The sequence below is a fragment of the Rahnella sp. RcJ3 genome (assembly GCF_009498575.1).
Lineage (GTDB): Bacteria > Pseudomonadota > Gammaproteobacteria > Enterobacterales > Enterobacteriaceae > Rahnella > Rahnella aceris.
In genome coordinates this window covers 169,161-192,241 of sequence record NZ_QSNX01000002.1, presented here as the reverse complement: position 1 = coordinate 192,241, position 23,081 = coordinate 169,161, and the positions used below count along the sequence as shown (strand labels likewise).

At 51.8% G+C, this 23,081-nt stretch carries 20 protein-coding genes and 1 riboswitch; of the genes, 14 read left to right on the top strand and 6 right to left on the bottom strand.

The window, feature by feature from the left end:
• Nucleotides 1-48 precede the first annotated feature (48 nt).
• From yegQ to DXU84_RS03465, 8 genes are all read left to right on the top strand, one after another.
• On the top strand, nucleotides 49-1,434 hold the full coding sequence (yegQ, locus tag DXU84_RS03500) for a tRNA 5-hydroxyuridine modification protein YegQ (protein WP_013574405.1): 1,386 nt from the start codon (nucleotides 49-51) through the stop codon (nucleotides 1,432-1,434).
• Nucleotides 1,435-1,803: 369 nt separating this feature from the next.
• Nucleotides 1,804-2,691 (top strand): lipid kinase YegS, encoded by an 888-nt coding sequence (gene yegS, locus DXU84_RS03495; RefSeq protein ID WP_013574404.1) that lies wholly within the window; start codon nucleotides 1,804-1,806, stop codon nucleotides 2,689-2,691.
• A 245-nt stretch (nucleotides 2,692-2,936) separates the two neighbouring features.
• Nucleotides 2,937-4,499 carry an MFS transporter gene (locus DXU84_RS03490; RefSeq protein ID WP_153374854.1) on the top strand — a complete coding sequence of 521 codons (1,563 nt, stop codon included), beginning with the start codon at nucleotides 2,937-2,939 and terminating at the stop codon, nucleotides 4,497-4,499.
• The gene (yiaK, locus tag DXU84_RS03485; RefSeq protein WP_153374852.1) at nucleotides 4,486-5,499 is read left to right on the top strand and encodes a 3-dehydro-L-gulonate 2-dehydrogenase; all 1,014 of its coding nucleotides are present in this window, start codon (nucleotides 4,486-4,488) and stop codon (nucleotides 5,497-5,499) included. The genes DXU84_RS03490 and yiaK overlap by 14 nt, the downstream gene beginning before the upstream one ends.
• Before the next feature lie 191 nt (nucleotides 5,500-5,690).
• On the top strand, nucleotides 5,691-6,905 hold the full coding sequence (manD, locus tag DXU84_RS03480; RefSeq protein ID WP_153374850.1) for a D-mannonate dehydratase ManD: 1,215 nt from the start codon (nucleotides 5,691-5,693) through the stop codon (nucleotides 6,903-6,905).
• 11 nt (nucleotides 6,906-6,916) lie between these two features.
• On the top strand, nucleotides 6,917-7,930 hold the full coding sequence (locus tag DXU84_RS03475; protein WP_013574400.1) for a Zn-dependent oxidoreductase: 1,014 nt from the start codon (nucleotides 6,917-6,919) through the stop codon (nucleotides 7,928-7,930).
• A 123-nt stretch (nucleotides 7,931-8,053) separates the two neighbouring features.
• Nucleotides 8,054-9,343, top strand: coding sequence for an MFS transporter (locus DXU84_RS03470; RefSeq protein WP_015689485.1), 1,290 nt, complete (start codon nucleotides 8,054-8,056; stop codon nucleotides 9,341-9,343).
• A 277-nt stretch (nucleotides 9,344-9,620) separates the two neighbouring features.
• Nucleotides 9,621-10,175 (top strand): chorismate mutase, encoded by a 555-nt coding sequence (locus DXU84_RS03465; RefSeq protein ID WP_112151278.1) that lies wholly within the window; start codon nucleotides 9,621-9,623, stop codon nucleotides 10,173-10,175.
• A 5-nt stretch (nucleotides 10,176-10,180) separates the two neighbouring features.
• Here the strand turns inward: DXU84_RS03465 and DXU84_RS03460 are convergent, their stop codons facing one another.
• Nucleotides 10,181-12,154, bottom strand: coding sequence for a glycoside hydrolase family 127 protein (locus DXU84_RS03460; RefSeq protein ID WP_153374848.1), 1,974 nt, complete (start codon nucleotides 12,152-12,154; stop codon nucleotides 10,181-10,183).
• A gap of 23 nt (nucleotides 12,155-12,177) precedes the next feature.
• The gene (locus tag DXU84_RS03455) at nucleotides 12,178-13,587 is read right to left on the bottom strand and encodes an MFS transporter (RefSeq protein WP_153374845.1); all 1,410 of its coding nucleotides are present in this window, start codon (nucleotides 13,585-13,587) and stop codon (nucleotides 12,178-12,180) included.
• A 281-nt stretch (nucleotides 13,588-13,868) separates the two neighbouring features.
• On the opposite strand from DXU84_RS03455, the gene DXU84_RS03450 reads away from it, so the two are divergent.
• The 3 genes from DXU84_RS03450 (at nucleotide 13,869) to DXU84_RS03440 (ending at nucleotide 16,444) form a co-directional block, all read left to right on the top strand.
• Entirely contained in the window at nucleotides 13,869-14,696 is an 828-nt protein-coding gene (locus DXU84_RS03450; RefSeq protein ID WP_199533867.1) for an AraC family transcriptional regulator, read from the top strand.
• Between the two features lie 90 nt (nucleotides 14,697-14,786).
• A complete protein-coding gene (locus DXU84_RS03445) occupies nucleotides 14,787-15,473 on the top strand; it encodes a GntR family transcriptional regulator (RefSeq protein WP_013574394.1) in 687 nt (228 codons plus the stop codon).
• Nucleotides 15,474-15,595: 122 nt separating this feature from the next.
• On the top strand, nucleotides 15,596-16,444 hold the full coding sequence (locus DXU84_RS03440; RefSeq protein WP_119261351.1) for a hypothetical protein: 849 nt from the start codon (nucleotides 15,596-15,598) through the stop codon (nucleotides 16,442-16,444).
• A gap of 7 nt (nucleotides 16,445-16,451) precedes the next feature.
• Here DXU84_RS03440 and thiD read toward each other — a convergent pair whose 3' ends face one another.
• Together thiD and thiM are read right to left on the bottom strand one after the other, a co-directional pair.
• The gene (thiD, locus tag DXU84_RS03435) at nucleotides 16,452-17,252 is read right to left on the bottom strand and encodes a bifunctional hydroxymethylpyrimidine kinase/phosphomethylpyrimidine kinase (RefSeq protein ID WP_015689480.1); all 801 of its coding nucleotides are present in this window, start codon (nucleotides 17,250-17,252) and stop codon (nucleotides 16,452-16,454) included.
• Entirely contained in the window at nucleotides 17,249-18,058 is an 810-nt protein-coding gene (gene thiM / locus DXU84_RS03430) for a hydroxyethylthiazole kinase (protein ID WP_015689479.1), read from the bottom strand. The genes thiD and thiM overlap by 4 nt, the downstream gene beginning before the upstream one ends.
• Nucleotides 18,059-18,092: 34 nt before the next feature.
• Nucleotides 18,093-18,191, bottom strand: a riboswitch (TPP riboswitch).
• 153 nt (nucleotides 18,192-18,344) lie between these two features.
• Here thiM and DXU84_RS03425 point away from each other — a divergent pair.
• Both DXU84_RS03425 and DXU84_RS03420 read left to right on the top strand, forming a co-directional pair.
• The gene (locus DXU84_RS03425) at nucleotides 18,345-18,779 is read left to right on the top strand and encodes a GNAT family N-acetyltransferase (protein WP_013574390.1); all 435 of its coding nucleotides are present in this window, start codon (nucleotides 18,345-18,347) and stop codon (nucleotides 18,777-18,779) included.
• Nucleotides 18,780-18,918: 139 nt separating this feature from the next.
• Nucleotides 18,919-19,578, top strand: a complete 660-nt coding sequence (locus DXU84_RS03420; protein WP_037036392.1) for a DUF3313 domain-containing protein — start codon at nucleotides 18,919-18,921, stop codon at nucleotides 19,576-19,578.
• A 51-nt stretch (nucleotides 19,579-19,629) separates the two neighbouring features.
• On the opposite strand, the gene DXU84_RS03415 is transcribed toward DXU84_RS03420, so the two are convergent.
• Nucleotides 19,630-20,523, bottom strand: coding sequence for a LysR family transcriptional regulator (locus tag DXU84_RS03415; RefSeq protein ID WP_013574388.1), 894 nt, complete (start codon nucleotides 20,521-20,523; stop codon nucleotides 19,630-19,632).
• Nucleotides 20,524-20,608: 85 nt separating this feature from the next.
• Between DXU84_RS03415 and DXU84_RS03410 the strand changes: the two genes are divergently transcribed.
• The gene (locus tag DXU84_RS03410; protein WP_013574387.1) at nucleotides 20,609-21,382 is read left to right on the top strand and encodes an NAD(P)H-dependent oxidoreductase; all 774 of its coding nucleotides are present in this window, start codon (nucleotides 20,609-20,611) and stop codon (nucleotides 21,380-21,382) included.
• Nucleotides 21,383-21,500: 118 nt separating this feature from the next.
• On the opposite strand, the gene DXU84_RS03405 is transcribed toward DXU84_RS03410, so the two are convergent.
• Nucleotides 21,501-22,835: a bifunctional diguanylate cyclase/phosphodiesterase gene (locus DXU84_RS03405; RefSeq protein WP_013574386.1), complete on the bottom strand. Its 1,335-nt coding sequence runs from the start codon at nucleotides 22,833-22,835 to the stop codon at nucleotides 21,501-21,503.
• Nucleotides 22,836-23,081: the final 246 nt, after the last annotated feature.

The following is a 23,081-nucleotide window of genomic DNA, read 5'->3' as shown; positions in this document are numbered from 1 at the left end:
GCCCCGCATCCGGGACGGCCCTGACTTGTGATCAGACTGAGATTGACTATGTTTACCCGCGATTCTTTTGTTCCGGAACTGCTGTCCCCTGCCGGCTCCCTGAAAAACATGCGTTACGCTTTTGCTTACGGTGCCGATGCAGTTTATGCCGGTCAGCCGCGCTACAGCCTGCGCGTACGTAATAACGAATTTAACCACCAGAATCTGGAGACCGGCATCAACGAAGCCCATGCTCTGGGTAAAAAATTCTATGTGGTAGTGAATATCGCACCCCATAACGCCAAGCTGAAAACCTTTATCCGTGATTTACAGCCGGTCATCGATATGGGGCCGGATGCCCTGATTATGTCCGATCCTGGCCTTATCATGATGGTGCGGGAAGCGTTTCCGCAGATGGATATTCACCTGTCGGTGCAGGCCAACGCCGTTAACTGGGCGACAGTAAAATTCTGGAAACAAATGGGGCTGACGCGGGTGATTTTATCCCGCGAATTGTCGCTGGAAGAGATCGCTGAAATCCGCGCTCAGGTGCCGGACATGGAAATCGAAATCTTCGTGCACGGCGCACTGTGCATGGCGTATTCAGGCCGCTGCCTGCTTTCCGGTTACATCAATAAACGCGATCCCAATCAGGGAACCTGCACCAACGCCTGTCGTTGGGAATATAAGGTTCAGGAAGGCAAAGAAGACGCCATCGGCAATATCGTGCATCAGTACGAGCCAATCCCCGTTCAACAGGTTGAAGCCGCCGAACCGACATTAGGCATCGGCCAGCCGACGGATAGAGTCTTTATGCTGGAAGAAGCGATGCGTCCGGGCGAATATATGAGTGCGTTTGAAGACGAACACGGCACTTATATTATGAATTCCAAGGATCTGCGGGCGATACAGCACGTGGAAACCCTGACCAAAATGGGTGTGCACTCGCTTAAAATCGAAGGCCGTACCAAATCCTTCTACTATTGCGCCCGCACCGCACAGGTTTATCGCCGCGCCATTGACGATGCAGTCGCCGGAAAACCTTTTGACCCGACTCTGCTTTCAACGCTGGAAGGCCTGGCGCATCGCGGTTACACCGAAGGTTTCCTGCGCCGTCATACGCATGACGCACAACAGAACTACGAATACGGTTTCTCCGTCAGCGACCGCCAGCAGTTTGTCGGTGAATTCACCGGTAACCGTAAGGATGGTTGGGCAGAAATCGACGTGAAAAATAAGTTCAGCGTCGGCGACAGTGTGGAAATGATGACGCCGCAGGGTAACGTTCAGTTCACACTGGAAGCGCTGCGCAACAAAAAAGGTCAGCCGACCGACGTGGCGCCGGGTAATGGCCACTTCGTATATGTCGCGTTGCCGGAAGATGTCAGCCTGGAATTCGCTATTTTGTTGCGTAATCTGGAAGAAACCGACACCCGGAATCCGCATTCAAAATAAGGAATTCTTCGAAAACAAGAATTCGATCACATCTATTTTTAGGGTGACTGGTTAATATGCATTCGCAATTTACTTCGAATGCAAAATAAAGCACCGGACTATACCAGGAACCACCTCCTTGGCCAGCTCAATCTCCCTTGAGCTGGCTTTTCTTTTGGTATTCGGGCAATTCTCTGTTCTCCCATTCAGTGAACAAATAACCTCTTTCCGCCCTCAAAATAAAAAATCATTTGCAGATAAATAAGTGTTTTATTGAATGACTTTAACTGCAATTATTTAATACCAGAAAGAATGCTTCACTGATTTATCCGATAGCCAAATACGGTCATAATCATCTATTGTTGTTATGTATAGATAAAAGGAGCGTACATGACCACAGCACTGCTGATTTTAAATGGAAAAGGTGCAGCCATCGAAGAACTGCGCGAAGCGGTGAACGCGCTGCGTGCCGAAGGCGTGAAGCTGGAAGTACGGGTCACCTGGGAACACGGTGATGCGGCGCGTTATGTCGCTGAAGCCATAGAACTGGGCTGTGAAACCGTGATCGCCGGTGGAGGTGATGGCACCATTAACGAAGTGGCAGGTGCGCTGGCGCAAATTGACGGTGTCAGACCTGTACTGGGGATTGTGCCACTGGGGACGGCGAACGATTTCGCCACCGCCTGCGGTATTCCCCCTACGCCTGAACAGGCGTTACAACTGGCGGTAAAAGGCCGGGCCGTCGATATTGATCTGGCATGCGTCAACAGCCAGCATTTCTTCATCAACATGGCGACCGGCGGCTTTGGGACGCGTATCACTACGGAAACACCGGAAAAACTGAAAGCAGCTCTGGGTGGTGTTTCCTATTTCATCCACGGACTTTTACGCCTGGATACGCTCAAAGCTGACCGCTGCGAAATTAAAGGCCCTGATTTTCAGTGGGAAGGCGATGCGCTGGTTATCGGCATCGGTAACGGCCGACAGGCCGGTGGCGGGCAACAAATTTGCCCGGACGCGCTGATCAACGACGGCCTGTTGCAGCTACGCCTTCTGACATCAGAAGAGCTGCTGCCTTCATTCCTGCGCAGTCTGCTCAGCAATGAAGAAAATAAAAACATCCTTTCTGCCAGTCTGCCGTGGCTCGAAATCACCGCGCCGCACGACATGACCTTCAACCTCGACGGCGAACCGCTGACCGGCAAACAGTTCCGTATCGAAGTGTTGCCTGATGCCATTCAGTGCCGCTTACCCCCTCAATGCGAACTGCTCGGCTGATATTACCCCTTCTCATTGTTCATTCTCTGTACTGTGATCCATCTTGCAGTACAGAGGAATTCTGCCCTTATTTTTGTGATCCCATCCGATAAAACCCACTTCACATACTTGTATGGTAGAAGTGCATTACCTAATTTTAATCTGCCGATGTCGCTGAATAATTCATTCATGAATTTTTTGCGGGCAAAAACGACGTATTTATTTTTACGACTCTTATTTATCCGGTGACGGAATGCAGGGGTAGTATGATTAATCACGATAAAGAAAGACCGATATCGGTAAAAAATATGCTGGCTTACGGCGGAGGAGATTTCTTCGGCGGCGGTTGTTTTGCGGTTTTGGGTCTGTGGATAATGTTTTTCTATACTACCTATGCAGGATTAAGCCCCGCAGAGGCCGGTGCCGTTATTGCGACAGCACGTCTGCTGGATGCTTTTTTCGATCCGCTTATGGGGTATGTCACGGATAATTTCTATCGTAATCCGCTGGGTAAAAAATACGGCCGCCGCGGTTTCTTCTTCTTATTTGGTGCTCCGCTGATTATGGTGACCTACATTATTATGTGGGTCAGCGGCATGGGATTCTGGTACTACCTTTTCACTTATATTCTATTCTATGCTGCTTATACGCTGGCAATTGTGCCTTATGAAACACTGGCAGCGGAAATGACATCCAGTTTTAAAACGCGCACCAAACTGACCGGCGTCAGAATGTTCTTCTCTACCGGTGCCGCGATATTAGCGGCCTGGTTACCCGGCCGGATCATTGCCTATCTCGGTGAAGATTCATCGTCATCGTTTCTGATTATGGGGGTGATTTTTGGCGTGCTGTTTGCCGTGGTGATCCTGATGCTTTACTTCTACACCTGGGAGCGTCCGATCCCGGTTGATGTCGCTGCGCCGAAACTTTCTTTCCGCCGTGACATGAAACATCTGTTTAAATCACTGATTTCGACAATGAAAGTCCGCACCTTCCGTCAGCATGTCGGGATGTATCTTGGCGGTTATGTCGCCCTCGACGTGCTCGGTGCGGTGCTGGCCTACTACATTATTTTTGTCCTCGGGCAAAACGCCGTGACCGCGTCGAATGCCATGACGTTAATGACTCTGGTGCAGTTTGTCTGCGTCGCCTTGTTTATTATCCTGTGTATGAAATTAGGCAACGGGGCTTCTTACCGCATCGCACAGCTATTTATGCTGGGCAGTGTCGGGTTATTTTTAGCCATTCATTTATTACAATTGCCTTTTAATATGGCGCTGCTTTATCTCTCCGTCATTTTAATGGGCGTTGGCCGTTCGGGTACCAGTTATGTTTGCTGGAATATCTACAGCTTTATTCCCGATGTGGATGAAATGCTGACCGGAAAACGGCGCGAAGGGATATTCGCCGGGGTAATGACATTTGTACGCAAAGCCGTTCAGGCGGTGGCGTTATTTGGAGTTGGCCTGTTATTACAGCATTACGGATTTACACCGAAAAGCGCAACGCAACCGGTCGAAGCTGTTTACGGCATCACGCTGGTATTTGGCGCAGGTTCCGTCATTTTCCTGCTGGTAGGGTTATACAGCTCAATGAAATTCCGTCTCACCCGACATAACCATGCGTTGCTGGTCAGTGAAATTGAGCGGCTGAAAGCCGGCGGCAGTAAATACGATGTTACACCAGAAGCCCGTTTAGTTGCCGAGCAACTTACCGGCTGGCCATACGAAAAATGTTGGGGTGATAATAATATTCTTATCCAGACAGAAGAATTATCCCCTCTGACGCCTGATGATCTCTCAACCGGAGCCAACCATGCCAAGAATTGAATTCAGCATGATGCAACAGACCATCTTCCGCGCCCTGCAAAAAGCCGGTCTGGATGAAGAAAGCGCACATACCTGTGCACGAATCCACACAGAGTCCAGTTGCGACGGCATTTCATCCCATGGGCTGAACCGTGTGGCGCGCTTTGTCGATTACGTTAAAAAAGGCTGGATTGATATTCATGCCAAACCAGAGCTGGAAAAATCCCTTGGCGCCATCGCCATCTACAACGGTAACCGCGGGATCGGCATTACCAACGCCCTGTTTGCCGTCGAAAAAGCGGCGGAGATGGCAAAAGAATACGGCGTCGGCATTGTCGCACTGAAAAACAGCAGCCACTGGATGCGTGGCGGAAGTTATGGCTGGCATGCGGCAAAACAAGGCATGGCGGCGATTTGCTGGACGAATACTGAATCCTGTATGCCTGCGTGGGGCGGCAAAAACCCCCGCGTGGGCAACAACCCGTTCGTGATGGCCGTGCCCCGGGCCAAAGGCCCGATCGTGCTGGATATGGCGATGTCACAATATTCCTACGGTAAATTGCAGGTCACGCGGCTGAAAAAGGAAAAACTGCCGTTCCCCGGCGGCTACGATAAAGAGGGGAATCTCACAGACGATCCTGGCCCAATCGAGGCCTCCATGCGTATTTTACCGACGGGTTACTGGAAAGGCTCCGGCCTGGCAATTGTGCTCGATGCTATGGCCGCGCTGTTATCTGCCGGATCGCCCACCAATGAGATCGACAAAATAGGCAAAGGCAGTTGTACCGGCGCCAGCCAGATTTTTATGGTGTTTGACCCGACACAACTCGGTGGTGCCGAATTCACCGAACGCATGGCCGACAGCGTTGCAGACTATGTGAATCAGTCCGACCCCGCAGAAAACAGCCGCGATGTCCGTTATCCGGGCCAGACTGCCGCTTCCAACCGCGAAGAAAACCACCGTTTGGGCATCCCGGTCGATGAAGCCGTATGGGATGAAGTGGTACGGCTGGCGGAATAGTTCCCGCTCTTTCACGTCAAATCACGCCTGTTAATAGCAGGCGTTTTGTTTTTAATCCCCGCAACATTTCCCTCACAAAGTGTGATCCTCTCCGGCAAAAAACGATAAACATACTTGTATGGTAGTTAGGATAAGGCGTATTTATAACCACAGAAAATGCATCCTACTTTTACTGCAGAAGGTCGTAACCGATGAAAATCGTGAATGCTGAAGTTTTTGTCACTTGTCCGGGACGCAACTTTGTTACGTTGAAAATCACCACTGACAGCGGACTGACTGGCATTGGTGATGCCACGCTGAACGGTCGCGAGTTACCGGTCGCGTCATATCTGAAAGATCATGTGTGTCCGCAACTGATTGGCCGTGATGCGCATCAGATTGAAGACATCTGGCAGTTTTTCTACAAAGGCGCTTACTGGCGTCGCGGTCCGGTCACTATGTCGGCGATTTCTGCCGTGGACATGGCGTTATGGGACATCAAAGCCAAAGCCGCCAACATGCCGTTGTACCAGTTGCTCGGCGGCGCATCCCGCACCGGCGTCATGGTTTACTGCCACACCACCGGCCATTCCATTGATGAAGTGCTCGACGATTACGCCAAACATAAAGAGCTCGGTTTCAAGGCGATCCGCGCACAATGCGGTGTTCCGGGCATGAAAACGACTTACGGCATGGCGAAAGGCAAAGGTCTGGCCTACGAACCGGCGACGAAAGGTAACTGGCCGGAAGAGCAGTTGTGGTCGACGGAAAAATACCTCGATTTCACGCCAAAACTGTTCGAAGCCGTGCGTGATAAATTCGGTTTCGACGAACATCTGCTGCACGACATGCACCACCGTCTGACGCCCATCGAAGCAGCGCGCTTTGGCAAAAGCATCGAAGAATATCGCCTGTTCTGGATGGAGGATCCGACCCCCGCTGAGAATCAGGAATGCTTCCGTTTGATCCGCCAGCACACAGTGACCCCCATTGCGGTCGGCGAAGTGTTCAACAGCATCTGGGATTGCAAGCAACTTATCGAAGAACAGCTTATCGACTATATCCGCACCACACTGACGCACGCTGGCGGTATCACCGGCATGCGCCGCATCGCTGATTTCGCTTCGTTGCATCAGGTGCGTACCGGTTCCCACGGCCCTTCTGACCTTTCGCCGATTTGTATGGCCGCAGCCCTGCACTTCGACCTGTGGGTGCCGAACTTCGGCGTGCAGGAATACATGGGTTATTCCGAGCAAATGCTGGAAGTCTTCCCGCATAACTGGACGTTCGACAACGGCTACATGCACCCGGGCGAAAAACCGGGGCTGGGCATTGAGTTTGACGAAAAGCTGGCCGCGAAATATCCGTACGAACCGGCGTATCTGCCGGTGGCCCGTCTGGAAGACGGCACTTTGTGGAACTGGTGAGGGAGCGAAAAATGAACAGTGTCGTTATTCAGAAACCTGGAAAGTTAGTCATCGAGCAACGTGCTTTGCCGGTACCTGCCGCCGGTGAGGTACGAGTTCGGGTCAGTCACGCGGGCATCTGTGGTTCAGATGTTCATATTTATCACGGTCACAATCCGTTTGCGAAATATCCACGGGTAATCGGCCATGAGTTTTTCGGCCACATCGACAGCGTCGGTGAAGGCGTAGACGTCAAACGTATCGGCGAGCGCGTGGTTATCGATCCGGTCGTCAGCTGTGGACATTGTTATCCGTGCTCGATTGGCCGCCCGAATGTCTGTGCAGAACTGCAGGTTATCGGCGTCCACCGCGACGGCGGTTTCAGTGATTACGCCTGTGCGCCAGCGAAAAACGCTTATGTGGTGCCGGAAATAATCCCGGACAAACTCGCCAGTATGGTCGAGCCGTTTACTATCGCGGCCAATATCACGGCGTTTCTACAACCGACACCGCAGGATACCGCGCTGATATACGGCGCCGGCCCGATGGGGCTGACGGTGATTCAGGTGCTGAAAGGCGTTTATGGTGTGCAGAAAGTAATTGTCGCTGACCGTATCGACGAACGGTTGCAGATGGCGCAGGCCAGCGGCGCAGACTGGATCATCAACAATAGCGAACGCAGCGTGGCTGATGAACTGGCCGCTGAAGGTGTGCGACCAACGCTCATCGTCGATGCCGCCTGCCATCCGGCGATTTTGCAGGAAGCTATTCTGCTGGCGTCTCCGGCAGCACGTATCGGTATGATGGGTTTCTCCGGCGAGCCCAGCCTGGTCACGCAGCAAAGCATTACCAGCAAAGAGATTTCACTGTTTTCTTCACGCCTGAACAGTCACCGGTTCCCGCAGGTGATTGAATGGATGGAGCAGGGAAAAATCGCACCCGAAAAACTGGTGACGCACTGGATGCCCGCCAGCGAAGTGGAAGCGGCATTAACGCTGTTTGAGAAAGATCAGCGTTCCTGCTGCAAGGTTTTACTGACATTCTGATTTTTTGATTATTTTTATACAAGACGGGAAGATTTCAAATATCTTCCCGTCTCCCGTACCTCATATTCTACCTATAAAAACGCAACACTATTAAAACGACACCTACAAGTGGAGCATACATTTATGTTTAAGAACCTACGCTGGATCATCGTATTCTTGCTGTTCTTGGTTTACATGATCAATTACCTCGACCGCGTTGCGCTGTCGATTACTGTGCCTATGATAGAAAAAGAACTGACCATTAACCCCGAACAATTCGGCATGATATTTGGCAGTTTCTTCTTTGGTTACGCAATATTTAACTTTATCGGTGGCCTGGCCGTGGATAAATTCGGTCCGACGCTGGTAATGGGATTAGCCGTCGGCTTATGGTCAGTATTTTGCGGCATGACCGCTATCGCGACCGGTTTTTATTCCATGCTTATTTTACGGGTATTATTCGGCATGGCCGAAGGACCGATCTGCGCCTCAGCAAATAAGATGATTAACGGCTGGTTCCCGAAGAAACAGGCAGCAACCGCGATGGGCTTGCTCAGCGCCGGTTCTCCCCTCGGCGGTGCAGTGGCCGGGCCGATTGTCGGGTATCTGGCGATTTCCTTCGGCTGGCGTCCGGCGTTTATGGTCATTGCCAGTATCGGGATCGTCTGGATGGTCGTGTGGTTCTTTACCGTTGCCGATAATCCGCTGAAAAGTAAACGCGTTTCACCGGAAGAATTGCGTTTAGTTGATGAAATGAAGAACGAGCATTTAAGCGAAGAAGAGAATATGGCGCAGGCCGCACATGGTCTGGGCTATTATTTACGTCAGCCGATTATTCTGGTTACGGCATTTGCGTTCTTCTGCTACAACTATATTTTATTTTTCTTCCTCAGCTGGTTCCCGGCTTACCTGGTTCAGGCACATGGCCTGAATATCAAAGAGATGAGTCTGACAACGGTTATTCCGTGGATTGTCGGTTTTGTCGGCCTGGCATTGGGCGGTTATATTTCTGATAAGATTTTCAATATTACCGGCCGTTTGTTATTGTCGCGTAAAATTATATTAGTGGTCAGCCTGTTAGCCGCGGCTATTTGTGTCGCCCTCGCCGGTATTGTCACCAGCGTGGTGCCGGCAGTCATTCTGATGTCAGTGTCTATTTTCTTCCTGTATACCACCGGTGCGATCTACTGGGCGATTATTCAGGATGTGGTGCATAAATCCCGCGTCGGCGGCACCAGCGGATTTATTCATCTGGTCGGCAGCGTCTCGGGCATCATTGGTCCGGTCGTGACGGGTTTCATTGTGCAAAACACCGGACGTTTTGACAGTGCCTTTATTCTCGCTGGCGGCGTCGCCGCACTGGGTGCAATGCTGGTGTTCTTCGTGATTAAACCGCCAAAACACCTGCCCGACTCCACTCTGTCTCACAACTGATATTCTGAATACCAATGCTGCTCCCTGCCACAGGGGAGCGGCATTTTTCCCTATTTGCTGATTGTAATCTTACATTAACGCGATGCCGTTCATTCCAGAAGCGCCCTTTCCGCCATCTGCACAATCTGTACCCGGTACGCCATGCTTGCCATACTGCCCATCACTCAAAAGCCGTCAGAGCACATTTCAGGCGTAATGCATGAATCTTTGTAACACTGCGGTATTATTTTGATGGCAAAGTAAATTCCTTATTCTTCCTGACGCAACTGAGGGTGTTATGGCTTATATCATGGTGTTTTTGTCTTCGTTATTTATGGTGGGCTCAGTTTATGCGGCATCGGTGCCGGCCACAGCGATCTCTTCTCTCACAACGGCGATGAACGAACGCATGGTGGATATGAAAGACGTGGCGGCTTATAAAGCGGCAAATCATTTACCGGTCGAAGATTTGGTGCGTGAAAAGAAGGTTCTCTCTCTCGCGCAGGCTGAAGCGGAAGAGGCAGGACTTGACCCGCACTCGGTGCTTCCTTTTATTCAGGCGCAGATGGACGTCGCCAAAGCTATCCAGTACCGCTATTTTGCTGACTGGTTATCGCAGCCCGATATGGGGGACAAACCGAAAAGCCTCGATAGGGTCAGGGACTCCATCTCTGCACAGGATAAGCAAATTTTGAGCGCCATTAGTCAGCGCCTGTTGGCCGGCGGGTTCAGTGAGGAAGATAAATCAGAGATTATGATTCTGCTGCATGCGCCGCAGCTAACCGAAGTGGATAAAGCGCGTCTGGTCCAGGGGTTATCCGGGATCAGACGCGTGAAACAGGCTGAAGGATGACGGTTTTATTCGTCCACCCAAACCCGCATCTCTCCTTCCCCACGATTCGCCCAGGTAAAGTACGGCACAAAGGTTATGGTTTGCGGTACCGTTTGTTGCGCTGGCGGATTGTAACGATACAGTGGCTGCTGACTGGCCTGAACGGATGTCCGGCGTTCGCCCTGTGTCTGCAATAAGGTTTTACCGGCGAACAATCCGCTGCCGGAAATCAGACGGAATTGCGCATCACCCGGCAGGCGGATGTTATGCAGTTCACTGCCGTTGTCAGCCTGCTCAAGGCAATACACCAGCGGCCCGCGCTGCACTGCCACTTTCCCCGCGACATGCCGCAACAGCGCGTTGCCTTTCACCCGCATCACCGGCATCGGCAGCATCATTTCAATGCGATCGCCTTTCTGCCATTCCTGCGTCAAACGCAAATATCCACGTTGCGTCAGGCTGGTCAGTTCAAGCGGGTTGCCATTGAGCGTGACCTGCGGACTGGCGCACCAGTCAGGTAAACGCAGCGCCAGCGTGGCTTCCAGTGGCTGATCGGTATCGATTTCAATCAGCACGCCTTCTGCCCACGGATAACCGCCGGACTGTTTCAGTCGCAACGCCTTTCCGCCGATGGTCGCTTCGACATCACTGCCGATATACAGATTGATATCCACACCGTCCGGACGCTGGGTATAGATATAATGGCCGAGCGACGCCAGCAGACGCGCAATATTCGGCGGACAGCAGGCACAGCCGAACCAGCGCTGACGCACCGGTTTTACGTGGTCATAAATATGGTTGAACGGAATGCTTTTCGGATGCACTTCCAGAGGATTCACATAAAAGAAATGTTTGCCGTCGAGCGCCATACCGGCCAGCACAGTGTTATAAAGCGCACGTTCCATCACATCGGCATAACGGCTGTCAGAATCCATCTGCAACATACGGTTGGCGAACATCATCAGGCCAATCGATGCGCAGGTTTCGGTGTAAGCCGTGTCGTTGGGTAAATCATAGTCGGAAGAAAACGCCTCACCGCTGCTTTGCGAGCCGATTGAACCGGTGATGTACATCTGCCGCTGGGTCATGTTTTCCCACAATCGCTGGCACACCTCGCGTTTTTCCTGATCCTGACTCAACCGCGCCAGATGCGCCACACCGGCATACAGATACACAAAACGCACCGCGTGCCCGATGGCCGTTGTCTGCAAAGCCACCGGTATATGCGCCTGACTGTAGGCTTTGTCTTTCACCATCCACGCCGGATCGTAAGTATTCCAGTGCGAGGTTTTTCCACGTTTTTCATATTCGATATCGTAGAAATGCGGCTGTGTGCCGCGCTGTTCAACAAAATAGCGGGTCAGTTCGAGATATCGCGTTTCGGCGGTTTGTTCATACAAACGCATCAGCGCCAGTTCAATTTCCGGATGCCCCGGATAGCCATGCAGTTGCTGTTCGCCCGGCCCGAAAACGTCTGCAATGTGATCCGCCAGTTTGCAGACAATCTCGAGTAACCGGGTTTTGCCGGTCGCCTGCGCATAGGCCACACCCGCTTCAATCAGATGTCCGGCGCAGTAAAGTTCGTGACATTCAGCCAGATTGGCCCAGCGTTGTTGCGGCTCTTTGACGGTGAAATACGTGTTCAGATAGCCGTCAGGTTGCTGCACCGCGCCGACCAGCTCGATCACCTGATCCGCCGTTGCTTCCAGCGCAGGATCCGGCGTTTTCGCCAGCAAATACCCCACCGCTTCCAGCCATTTAGCCACGTCGCTGTCCTGAAAAACCATGCCATAAAACTCGCCATCACTTTGCCCGGCGGCAATCCGGAAATTTTCAATCGCATGGCTTGGTTCGGCGTCGGCGACGTCATCGTTGAGCGCTTTCCACTGATACGGCACCACCACATCTTTTACCAGTCGCTGATATTCCAGCCAGAACGCATCGGAAACATTCACTTTTTGCAAAGGCACTTCTAAAGAATCAACCGGAGAAAACGGCATACAACCTCCTGAAAAACAGTAAATTAGATTTTTTCGGCCAAATCGTGCGACATCCGCGACAGCAATTTGTTATCGAGTTTGCAAAACATCAGCGTTCCCGCCAGCAGCAGATGCATCGCCGCAGGCAACAATGTTTCCAGCAAAGTGATCCCGCCGAGCGACGCTGCAGTCTGATGCTCTGCGCCAGCCTGATAAGAGACCAGAATAAAGACCAGGCTGATGATCCCGGCACTTGATGCCCAGGCCAGTTTGATAAAGAACAAATTGAAGGCAAAGTTCATGCCGGAGGAACGGATACCATTTTTCCAGTGCCCGTAATCGTCGGCGAACGCCATGATGGAAAAGTGCAGAGGCAAGGTGAACCCGAGGATCACACAGTGTACAAAGATGATACCCAGCCACAGCGTCTGATAATGTTCACCGGCAGGGACAAACCACAGCATCAGGGAAAACACCGCCAGTACCAGATTAGTCAACATATACAGCCGCACGCTGTCGATAAATTTGGTCAGCTGATTGACGATCACCGCGCCAAGAATGGATGCCAGCGTTACCATGCCGAAGAACATAGAGGCGTAGCCCGCCCCGCCTTTCAGCACATAAGTGATGAAATACATGTAGCCGCCGCCACGCAGATTGAACACGTTGATCAGCAGGAAAGACATCAGTAAAACCAGCAGCAACTGATCGTTTTTCAGCATGCCGCGAATGTGTTCCTTAACGCTGAATTGCCCGAGCAGTGCAAGGGGCAGGCGTTCGCGTACCGTGAAGAAGCACCACAGGAACATCACCACAGCAACCGCGCAAAGCAACCCTACGCCCTGCTGATATCCCACCGCCGCATTGCCTTTACCCAACACCTGCACCAGCCACGGCAGCCCGACGGAAACCATAAAGCCCGCCACGCCGCACAGTACAAAGCGCCACGACTGACAAGACATCACTTCGCGATGATCAGTGGTCATGGTGTTAATCAGCGCGCAGTACGGCACGTTGATTGCCGTATAGGACACGGAGAGCAGGAAATAGGTGAAGAAGGCGTAGGCAATTTTGGCATCGCCACTCAGGCCGGGTACCGTAAAAGTGAGAAATCCGACCACGCCAATAGGCAACGCGATCCATAACTGCCAGGGACGAAAACGTCCCCAGCGGCTTTGCGTGCGGTCAGCCAGAATGCCCATCAGCGGATCGGAAATCGCGTCAATCACTCGCAGCGAAATAAACAGCGTACCGACAATCGCAGGTGTTAGCCCGAAAACATCGGTATAAAAGAATGTCAGAAAACTGGTGATAAGACAGGTAATTATCGTGCCACCGGCATCACCTAATCCATAACCGATTTTTTCACTGACAGAAAGTTTGGCATTAGCAGAAAGTATTCTGTCCTCACCGTTTACCGGTGCAGAACCTGTATTAACTGAATCTGTTGGCATTATCTTTCCTCGCTTTTATATCGTTATTTATAAGCTGTAGGAACACAATGAATAAGGCTAATTATTCGTATCAGCCCTGAGATTAAATAAGGTACGCCATAAATCTGGCATAGGGTTCTCATGCCAACAAGAGGAGAGAAAAGTAGTTAAACGGGACAATTCCGACTCACATCCAGAATCTGTGAAGCAGATCAAAACCTCTTCATGCCCGGCTGGTGGTGCACGTTTCCTGTGCTACTGTCAGGCAAAACTTGCCTGATGAGTGCCTTAAAATGCCTGAAATGCTTACGTTCTCCGTAAATTACCCGGTTAAAGTGCAAAACGGTGGCCTGTTCATTTCCAGAGGAATTGGCACACATCCGACCCGACGTCTGAGTTCGCACGAATTAATTTATGTCGTCCGTGGCTCGTTGTCTTTACAGGAAGAAAATACGCGTTTTGATTTGCATACAGGAGAAAGTTTACTGTTATTTCCCGGCAGGGAACATAAAGGCGTCACAACCTTTGATCCCGATTTAAAATTTTACTGGCTGCATTTTGATATTGTGGAAGATATAGCAATCATTAAACCACAGCAAAATAGTCCCTCTTTACAGCTAAATATTCCACAGCATTGTAAAGTCAGGGACAGTGAAACCCTGTTAACGCTGTTCAGATTATTTTTATATGAACAGGAACGCGGCGGTAATTCTCTTGAGCTGTTCCTGATTTTGCTGTTAGAGGAAGTCTCGCGCGCCTGGCCGGAGAATATCGAACCCGGCGGCCCCGGCGTGGCGCTGGCCTACAAAGCCCGTCAGCTGATCACCACACAGTTTCATCTGCCACTGGGGGCCTCTGAGCTGGCGCAGCGGCTGCACTGTAACGCGGATTATCTCGGGCGGGTTTTCCGCCTGACCTTTCAGATGACGCTGACGGATGCGCTGCATAAACAACGTGTCGCTGCAGCAGAAAAGCTGTTACTGGCCAATACCGGCAATGTGGCGGACGTGGCACGCCTGACGGGGTTTAACGATGTGGCGTATTTTCGCCGGGTATTTCGTAAACTGCTGGGTATCACACCCGCGGCCTATAAAAAGCTGTATTGCCGGGAGCATATAAACTCCCAATAATTTGATGAAAGCTTGCGCTAACAATCTCAAAAACATCAGAAAACTCATGTTAGTATTGTCGTTTCCCGACTTTAAAGACAACTTTTGCCCATGACAGACTCCTTTGAATTTCTCAGTAATGTGCCGGTTAATCAGCAGATTTATCGCACCTTGCGTCAGGACATCGTCACCTGTGCCATCGCGCCGGGGGCATTCCTGTCGGAGAAAGAAATTTCCACACGCTTTAATGTGTCCCGCCAGCCGGTTCGCGAAGCTTTTATCAAACTGGCCGAAGCCGGGCTGGTTCAGGTTTTACCGCAACGCGGCACCTATGTAATGAAAATTTCCTCCAAGCGGGTTGCCGACGGACGCTTCATTCGCGAAGCAGTCGAAACCGCCGTGGTACGCCGTGCAGCCATGGTCGCCACCGATAAAGATCTGGCCTTGCTCGAACATAATCTTGAGCGTCAGACGCTGGCGGCAAAGAGTCAGCAAACGCAGGAATTCCTGTTGCTGGATGATGAGTTCCACCGCACGATTGCGCAGATCATCGACTGCCGCCTGGCATGGGAAACCGTCGAGCACATCAAAGCGACAATGGATCGCGTGCGCTTTTTGACACTCAGTAAAGTGTCACCGCCGGAAAATCTGATTGCACAACATTATGCGATTTTTGACGGGCTGAAAGCGCATGACCCGGACGCCGCTGAAAAAGCTATCCGCATTCATTTGCAGGAAATGATTTCCACCATTACCCCGATTGCTGAACAGAACAGTGACTGGTTTGATGCCGAGTAAGTAAAAGGACGTTGTAATACACAAACAGTGAACGACAGCGATCAAATTTTGCGGGTTATCCCTAAAATCTGTATGACAACTTGGTGTAAGCTGTAAACCACATCAATATCGTGGATACTTTTATGCCAGCCGCAGCCGCCCTGAAAAAAAGCTACTACAGTGCCGATCAGTCACTGTCCCTCTCCCAGCTCGATAACGAGAAAATCACCCAGATCGTTCACGATCTGGACGTGGCAGAAAGCGAAAAAGAACATTACGTCACGGGCTGGATGGGACAGAACAGCGTGGTACTGGTGAGAAATTATCAGGACAAACGGGGCACTTCCAGCGGCCTGGTGATGTCACGTGGCAACCGTTACAAACTCACCGTTCAGGCCATCACTTTCCGCATCCCCAAAGTACTGCTGTGGGTCACATTCCGCCGTAAGCCCCGCACCATGACCGTTATTGCCTATAACAAGCTGGGTGATCAGGCGACCGGCCTGCAACAGTTCATGCATGTGCAGGATCCTGAACTCAGGGAGAAACTGGAACAGGACTGGCGTGAACTGAACGATTATCTCGGCATGGCCTGCTGGCAGATGGATAACAACCGCCCGCAGTGGCGCCAGTTGTATGCGGATATCACGCCGCAAGCCCTCCTGACGCTGGCTGAATCACCGTGGTTCAGTGGCAAAAAACTGCAAAAGGATGGCGAATTTGAAGGGCTGTGGTCACACGGACAATTTATTGGCCGCCGCAGCGGTGAGCATGCGGCATTGCTGCTGTCGTGGCAGGACGAGGAGAACGACGATATTGCCAGCTATCTGTTTGAACGGATGTCAGCAACTAAAATCCGCGTCATGCTGCGCCCGCGTAAAGAAGAAAAATTCTATCCGCTGAACCCGTTTGATGCCGTTCATTTGCAACAGGCGCTGACGAAATTTCATCAGGTTGAACAGGCGCTGAGCGAAACCCAGCACCAGGCATAATCCGCGGTTACCACCAGCGGTGGAAATGATGCACAGGCCCGATACCGTGGCCGACTTCCAGTGAGTCGGCCTGCATCAGCGCCTGCTGTAAATAGGCTTTGGCTTCGCGTACCGTATCGGCCCAGTTGTGATGACGCGGACGTAACGCGGCCAGCGCGGCCGACAGCGTGCAACCGGTGCCATGGGTATGTCGGGTATTCACACGCGGCGCAGTAAACCGCTCGCGGGAACCGGTCACAAACAACCAGTCAGGGCTTTCCTCATCACTCAGATGTCCCCCTTTCATCAGCACGGCACCACATCCCATCGCCAGTAAGGCTTCTCCCTGCTCACGCATTTCGGTTTCATTCGCCGCCACCGCACAGTCCAGTAACGCCGCCGCTTCGGGCAGATTTGGCGTAATAATGGAAGCCTGCGGGATCAGCAAACGACGCACGGCATCCACGGCCTCCGGCAGCAGTAACGGATCGCCACTTTTCGCCAGCATCACGGTATCCAGCACCACAAACGGCGGCTGATAATGTCTGAGTCGCTCCGCAACCGCCTCCACAATCTGACTGTTCGCCAGCATGCCGATTTTCGCACTGTCGATCCGCACATCGCTCAGTACGGAATCGAGCTGCGCTGAAACGAAACCGGGCTCAATGTTATAGACCGACTGCACACCACGGGTGTTCTGCGCCACCAGCGCGGTGATCACACTGGTGCCGTACGCACCCAGCGCCGAGAAGGTTTTCAAATCCGCCTGGATCCCCGCCCCGCCACTCGGATCTGTGCCTGCAATCGTCAGTGCATTAATACGTTTCATTGTATTTCCTCGCCATTCAGCCATTCCTCGCCCATTAAATACAGATTATCGAGGTATTCAGGCGTGAAACTGCCCGGCCCCTTCACGACCGCACAGGCGCGCTCGCCGGCACAGGACATCACCCGGCAGGCGGCGGCCACGTTATCCAGGCGATCACCCGGCAAAGCCACAAAGGCCGCCACCACCGCAGATAATGCGCATCCGGTACCCACCACGCGGGTCATCATCGGATGTCCGCCAGCCACCGCCCAACTGCGCATCCCGTCGGTGACGTAATCGGTTTCACCCGTCACAGCCACTACCGCGCCGGTCTCCCGCGCCAGTTGCTGTGCGGCAGGTAAGGCAGAAAGGGAATCATCACCGCTGTCCACGCCGCGCCCGGACGCACTGAGGCCGCTGAGAGCCAGGATTTCCGAGGCATTACCGCGGATTGCGGCAGGTTTAAGTGTGATGATTTCACGACAGAATTCTGTACGCCAGCTCAGACCGCCGACAGCAACCGGATCCAGCACCCAGGGCTTTCCGGCCTGAGTGGCTGCGTGAATAGCCGCCCGCATCGCATCGGCATGGGGATGTGTCAGCGTGCCGACGTTCACCAATAAGGCATCGGCAATGGCGCCAAATTGCGCCGCTTCGGCGGGATCAACCACCATCGCCGGAGATGCACCCAGCGCCAGCAGGACATTGGCGGTAAAAGATTGCACCACGTCGTTGGTCAGGCAGTGAACCAGCGGCGCTGAAAGGCGGAGTCGTTTCAGAGAAGTGGCGGCTAAGGCGCCGGGCAAGAAGGTAGGTCGGGTATTCATAAATCTCCCCACCGGCACTCAGGAAGGCGGTATCAGGAGAGATACCTGACTTCCCTACGCTGGCATAATCCAGATCAGGTAATACGGGTAAAATCTCAGCCCTGCTTTGCAGCGGGCACCCCGAGTCAAGGGAACATTATTGGCGGCGGAGGTCAGAAGATCAATCAGGAAATGCGTTAAAAAAACCGATCAGCCAACGTAATTGAACTCACTCCGCTTCACTGGCAGTATCAGGAAACAGACATGAACAACACACGTTGATGAAAAATTTCCTCAGGAGTTTTACTTGTCCTCATCACTTATTGTCCGTCCTTATGAAGAAGCAGACCGCCCGTTTTTACGCACGTTGTATCTGGCCTCACGCAAGCATACCTGGACATGGCTGGAAGACGATTTTCAGCTGGAAGATTTTGACCGCGCAGTGATCGGCGAGACGATTCTGGTGGCAGAACGTGACGGACATTTACTGGGATTCGCCTCAATTTTCACTCAGGAAAATTTCCTGCATAACCTGTTTGTTGATCCGCAATATCAGGGAACCGGCGCAGGTTCAGCATTGCTTCAGGCTGCGGAAGAAACGTTTACCCGTCAGGGGTCGTTGAAATGTTTAGTAAAGAGTAAAAAATCAGTCGCTTTTTATCTGTCAAAAGGCTGGAACATCATCTCTACGGGGGACAGTCCAAAAGGTGAATACTATTTGTTTCATTCATCAAAAAAATAATTAAGGAAGAAATGATTACCTCACAGAACCGTATTTTCACGATCCTGATGAATATCAATTTTTCTTTGTCGTTAAGAGGTTAAATTCCGCAGCGGTGCTATACATACTTGGTCTTCCTTAAAATATTTCGAGGGTACGAATGAAAACAATAAAACTGATGCAGATCGCCGCAGTGACTGGCGCACTGTTCCTGGCCGGTTGTACCAGCCACATTACCAAGACGGAAAAATACTCAGGTTTTTTAGGCGATTATTCCGGCCTTAAGGAAGTGAAAACGGCTGGGGGAAATCCGGTTCTGCGCTGGATCGATCCTTCGTTTAAGAAAGAAAATTATTCTTACATCAAATACGAACCGATTAAATTCTACCCGGAACCGCAGCCTACGGCGCAGATCGACAAAGCCACCTTGCAGGGGGTGCTGGATTACGCCAACAGCCGCATGAAACCTGCACTGGCAGAGCGCCTGCCACTGACAGATCACGCAGGGCCGCGCACATTGATTTTCAAAGGTGCGATCACCGGTGTGAACACGTCGGCAGAAGGTTTGCAGTTCTATGAAGTCGTCCCGGTCGCGCTGGTTATTGCCGGAACTCAAACCGCGACAGGCCACCGCACGCGTGACACTGAAGTGTATTTCGAAGGTGAGCTGATCGACGCCAGTACTGGCAAACCGGTGATCAAAGTCGTGCGTAAAGGATTCGGTAAACAAGTTTCTAATGATAAACAGAAAGTTACCGCCAACGATTTAAAAGTTGTGGTAGATAGCCTGGCGAATGATACCAAGCTGTTCAACGAATAAGTTCCGGTTTTCCGCACCGTCAGACACAGGCAGTCGTAAGGCTGCCTTTTTTCAGACTGAATCAGCGATAAACTCACGCAGCCACTGATGTGCAGGATCACGATGAGCGCGCTCGTGCCAGACCATGTACATCTCGAACCCCGAAACATCCAGCGGCGGTGTAGTAACCTGCAAAGCAGGATTTCCACGTACCAGACGTTCCGGCAACATCGCCACCAGATCAGTGGTCATCAGCACCTGAACGACAAACAGGAAATGCGGCACTGACATGACGACGCGGCGCGATAATCCAGTGGCCGCCAGCGCGATGTCGGTATTGCCATAGAAACCCCCACCATCAGGTGAAACGATCACATGTTCCAGTGCGCAAAACGCTGAACGCGATATCTCGCCTTTAACCTGCGGATGTCTTTTTCTGCTCACCAAAACATAACGTTCAGCAAACAATAATCGGCTGTGCAGGCCATTCATCACCGCCTCGCCGGTATGGAATGCGAGATCCAGCGTACCCTGCTCCATTTTGCGGATAATCCGCGCAGGTGACGTTTCAAAAATAGCCAGCCGTGCAGAAGGTGCGGCTCTACGTAATGCCCGTAACGCGGGCAGCACAATGGTCGATTCGCCATAATCTGCCGCCCCCAGATTCCAGGTATTCTTTGCCGTCGAGGGGTCAAACACTTCACCCGCAGACACGGCCTGCTCCAGCGCGGCCAGTGCCCGTCGCAGCGGCTCACGTAATTCATCAGCACGCGCGGTCGGCCGCATCCCCCGTGGTCCCGGCAGCAGCAAAGGGTCATCAAAAAATTCCCGCAACTTCGCGAGCTGAACGCTGACTGAAGGTTGTGAAAGATTACGGCGTTGCGCCGTACGCGTGACGTTTTGCTCGGCGAGCAGGACATCCAGCGTCAGCAACAAATTGAGATCCAAACGGCCGAAATTACTCATCGCTATACCTGCTATATGATCAATTCATTTCAACTATACCTGACAACAACCTACTCTGCGTTTACCACTTAGCGGAGAATTCGTCATGAATGTATTGATCGTCTATGCCCACCCTGAATCACAATCACTGAACGGCTCGCTGAAAGATTTTGCGGTCAGTCATTTGCAGGCCGCCGGGCACAATGTGCAGATATCGGATTTGTATGCCATGCAATGGAAAGCCGCGCTGGATGCCGGAGATAACACCGAGCCTTCACCAGGGCCTTTTCAACCTTCGCAGGATTCACAGCGCGCTTACCAGAATGGCACGCAAAGCCATGACATTGCCGCCGAACAGGAAAAATTACAGTGGGCTGATACCGTGATATTTCAGTTCCCGCTATGGTGGTTTTCAATGCCCGCGATTATGAAAGGCTGGGTGGAACGCGTTTATGCCTACGGATTTGCTTACGGCGTCGGTGAACATTCCGACACGCACTGGGGCGACCGTTACGGAGAAGGCAAAATGGCCGGTAAACGCGCCATGCTGATGGTCACGACCGGTGGCTGGGAACCGCATTACAGTGCGCGTGGGATTAATGGCCCTATCGACGAGCTGCTGTTCCCGATCCATCACGGCATCCTGCACTATCCGGGCTTCAGCGTACTGCCGCCGCTGGTGTTCTACCGCACCGGACGCATGGATGAAACCCGCTATGCGCAAATTTGCGCGGAGATGTCTCACCGGCTGGATACATTAGAAAGCGCGACACCCATTTCATTCCGCCAGCAGAATGGCGGCGATTACGCTATTCCGTCACTGATATTGAAACCGGAAATTGCGCCGGAGAAAAATGGGTTTGCGGCGCATTTGAAATAACGATCTGAGAGAATTTCAGGCATAAAAAATGCCAGTGGATAATTTAATCACACTGGCGTTTTGTGGATTTTAAATAGCAGATGTCTCTAAAACTTATTCCCATTTGATCGCTATTTTCTCAATGCGCTTTGCCGTTTTTGGCTAAATACATGGCGTTGTCGGCATATTCGAGAAGCTGACGTTCATCGTTACCATGCTCCGGATAGAGTGCGATTCCGATACTGGGCGTGATGGTCAAACTGTGGCCTTCCAGGGTAAAAGGAGGATTGAAAGCGTCACGGATTTTTTCTGCTACCCGAGCAGACGCGGGTAAGGAAACCCCCTGAAGCAAAACCACAAACTCATCGCCGCCGACACGAGCGACGGTGTCCGATTCGCGCACACACAACTTCAGGCGCGCAGCGGCCCCCTGCAGCAGTAAATCCCCAATACCATGGCCAAGCGTATCGTTAACCTGTTTAAATTTGTCGAGATCAATGTACAACAGCGACAACTGACCTTGCTCCCGACGTGCTGTTGAGAGCGCGACTTTCAGGCGGTCATGTAAAAAACCCCGGTTCGGGAGGTCGGTCAGTGGATCATACTGCGCCATATACTGCAGCCGAGCCTGCATTTGCTGACGCTCAATGACAGTCGCAATTTGAGTCGAAACGAACTGCAGCAACTCCTGATCCTGTTCGTTGTAGCACACACCCCCTGGGTAGCTTTTGACCATAAGCACGCCAATCGTGCCCTTATGCGACTTGAGCGGAACACCCAGCCAGCAGAATGGATTCATGCCAAAAGAGACCCGCAATTCTTCCATGCGGGCAACCATCGTTTCAGGTGTGAGCAGCAGCGGCAGACCGGTATGAATAATCTCTGCGTAGAACGTACCTGGGATCAGGGTAAAGGGGTCTGGCCTCGGCAGAAACTGATCCACATGATAAGGGAAGCTAAGTTTACCGGTTTCATCATCGTAGAGCGTCACCGAGAAATTATCGACGGGCAGCAGCGTGCCGACGATCTCATGAATGCGCTGGAATAACTTGAGTAAATCTTCGGCGGTATGTGCAGCTTCAGAAATAGAATAAAGCGCAGACTGCAACAATTCGGATCGTTTGCGTTCGGTAATATCTCGGGCAACCCCAATGCGCAATTGATCAGCCGGTGACCAGCGTGCCGTCCACATGATGTTGACTACTTGTCCATTCTTATGAATGTAACGGTTCTCAAAATGAAACTGAGGATTGCCAGACATGATCCCCACCACCGAGTTTCGGGTTATTTCCCGATCTTCAGGCAGCATCATGTCAAACATGTTTTTGCCGATCATTTCTTTCGGCGTATAGCCAAAGATACGTTCGCATGATGCACTCGCAAAAACGATATTGGCATGGGCATCAACCGCAAAAACAGCATCCATCATGAGATCAATAAAACTGGCCAACGGCGCGTGAGGATTCGATTCCATAGAGAAACTATAAGGCCTGAATATAAGAGTGAGTACGACTACCTTTACGATAGATATCCGTCGTCCATTAGCACTGCATCGTTTTGCACCACCGGTTAAAGATAGTACAGGTACAGTTGAATAAACTCAGGAAAGAATCACATGATAAGGTTGAAACAGCCGTCTGATATCTGACAGATATCAAAAAGCCCGCAGTTACGCGGGCTTAGAGGTGTTTATTGCTTTAACGTGCAGGCTGTTGCCAGA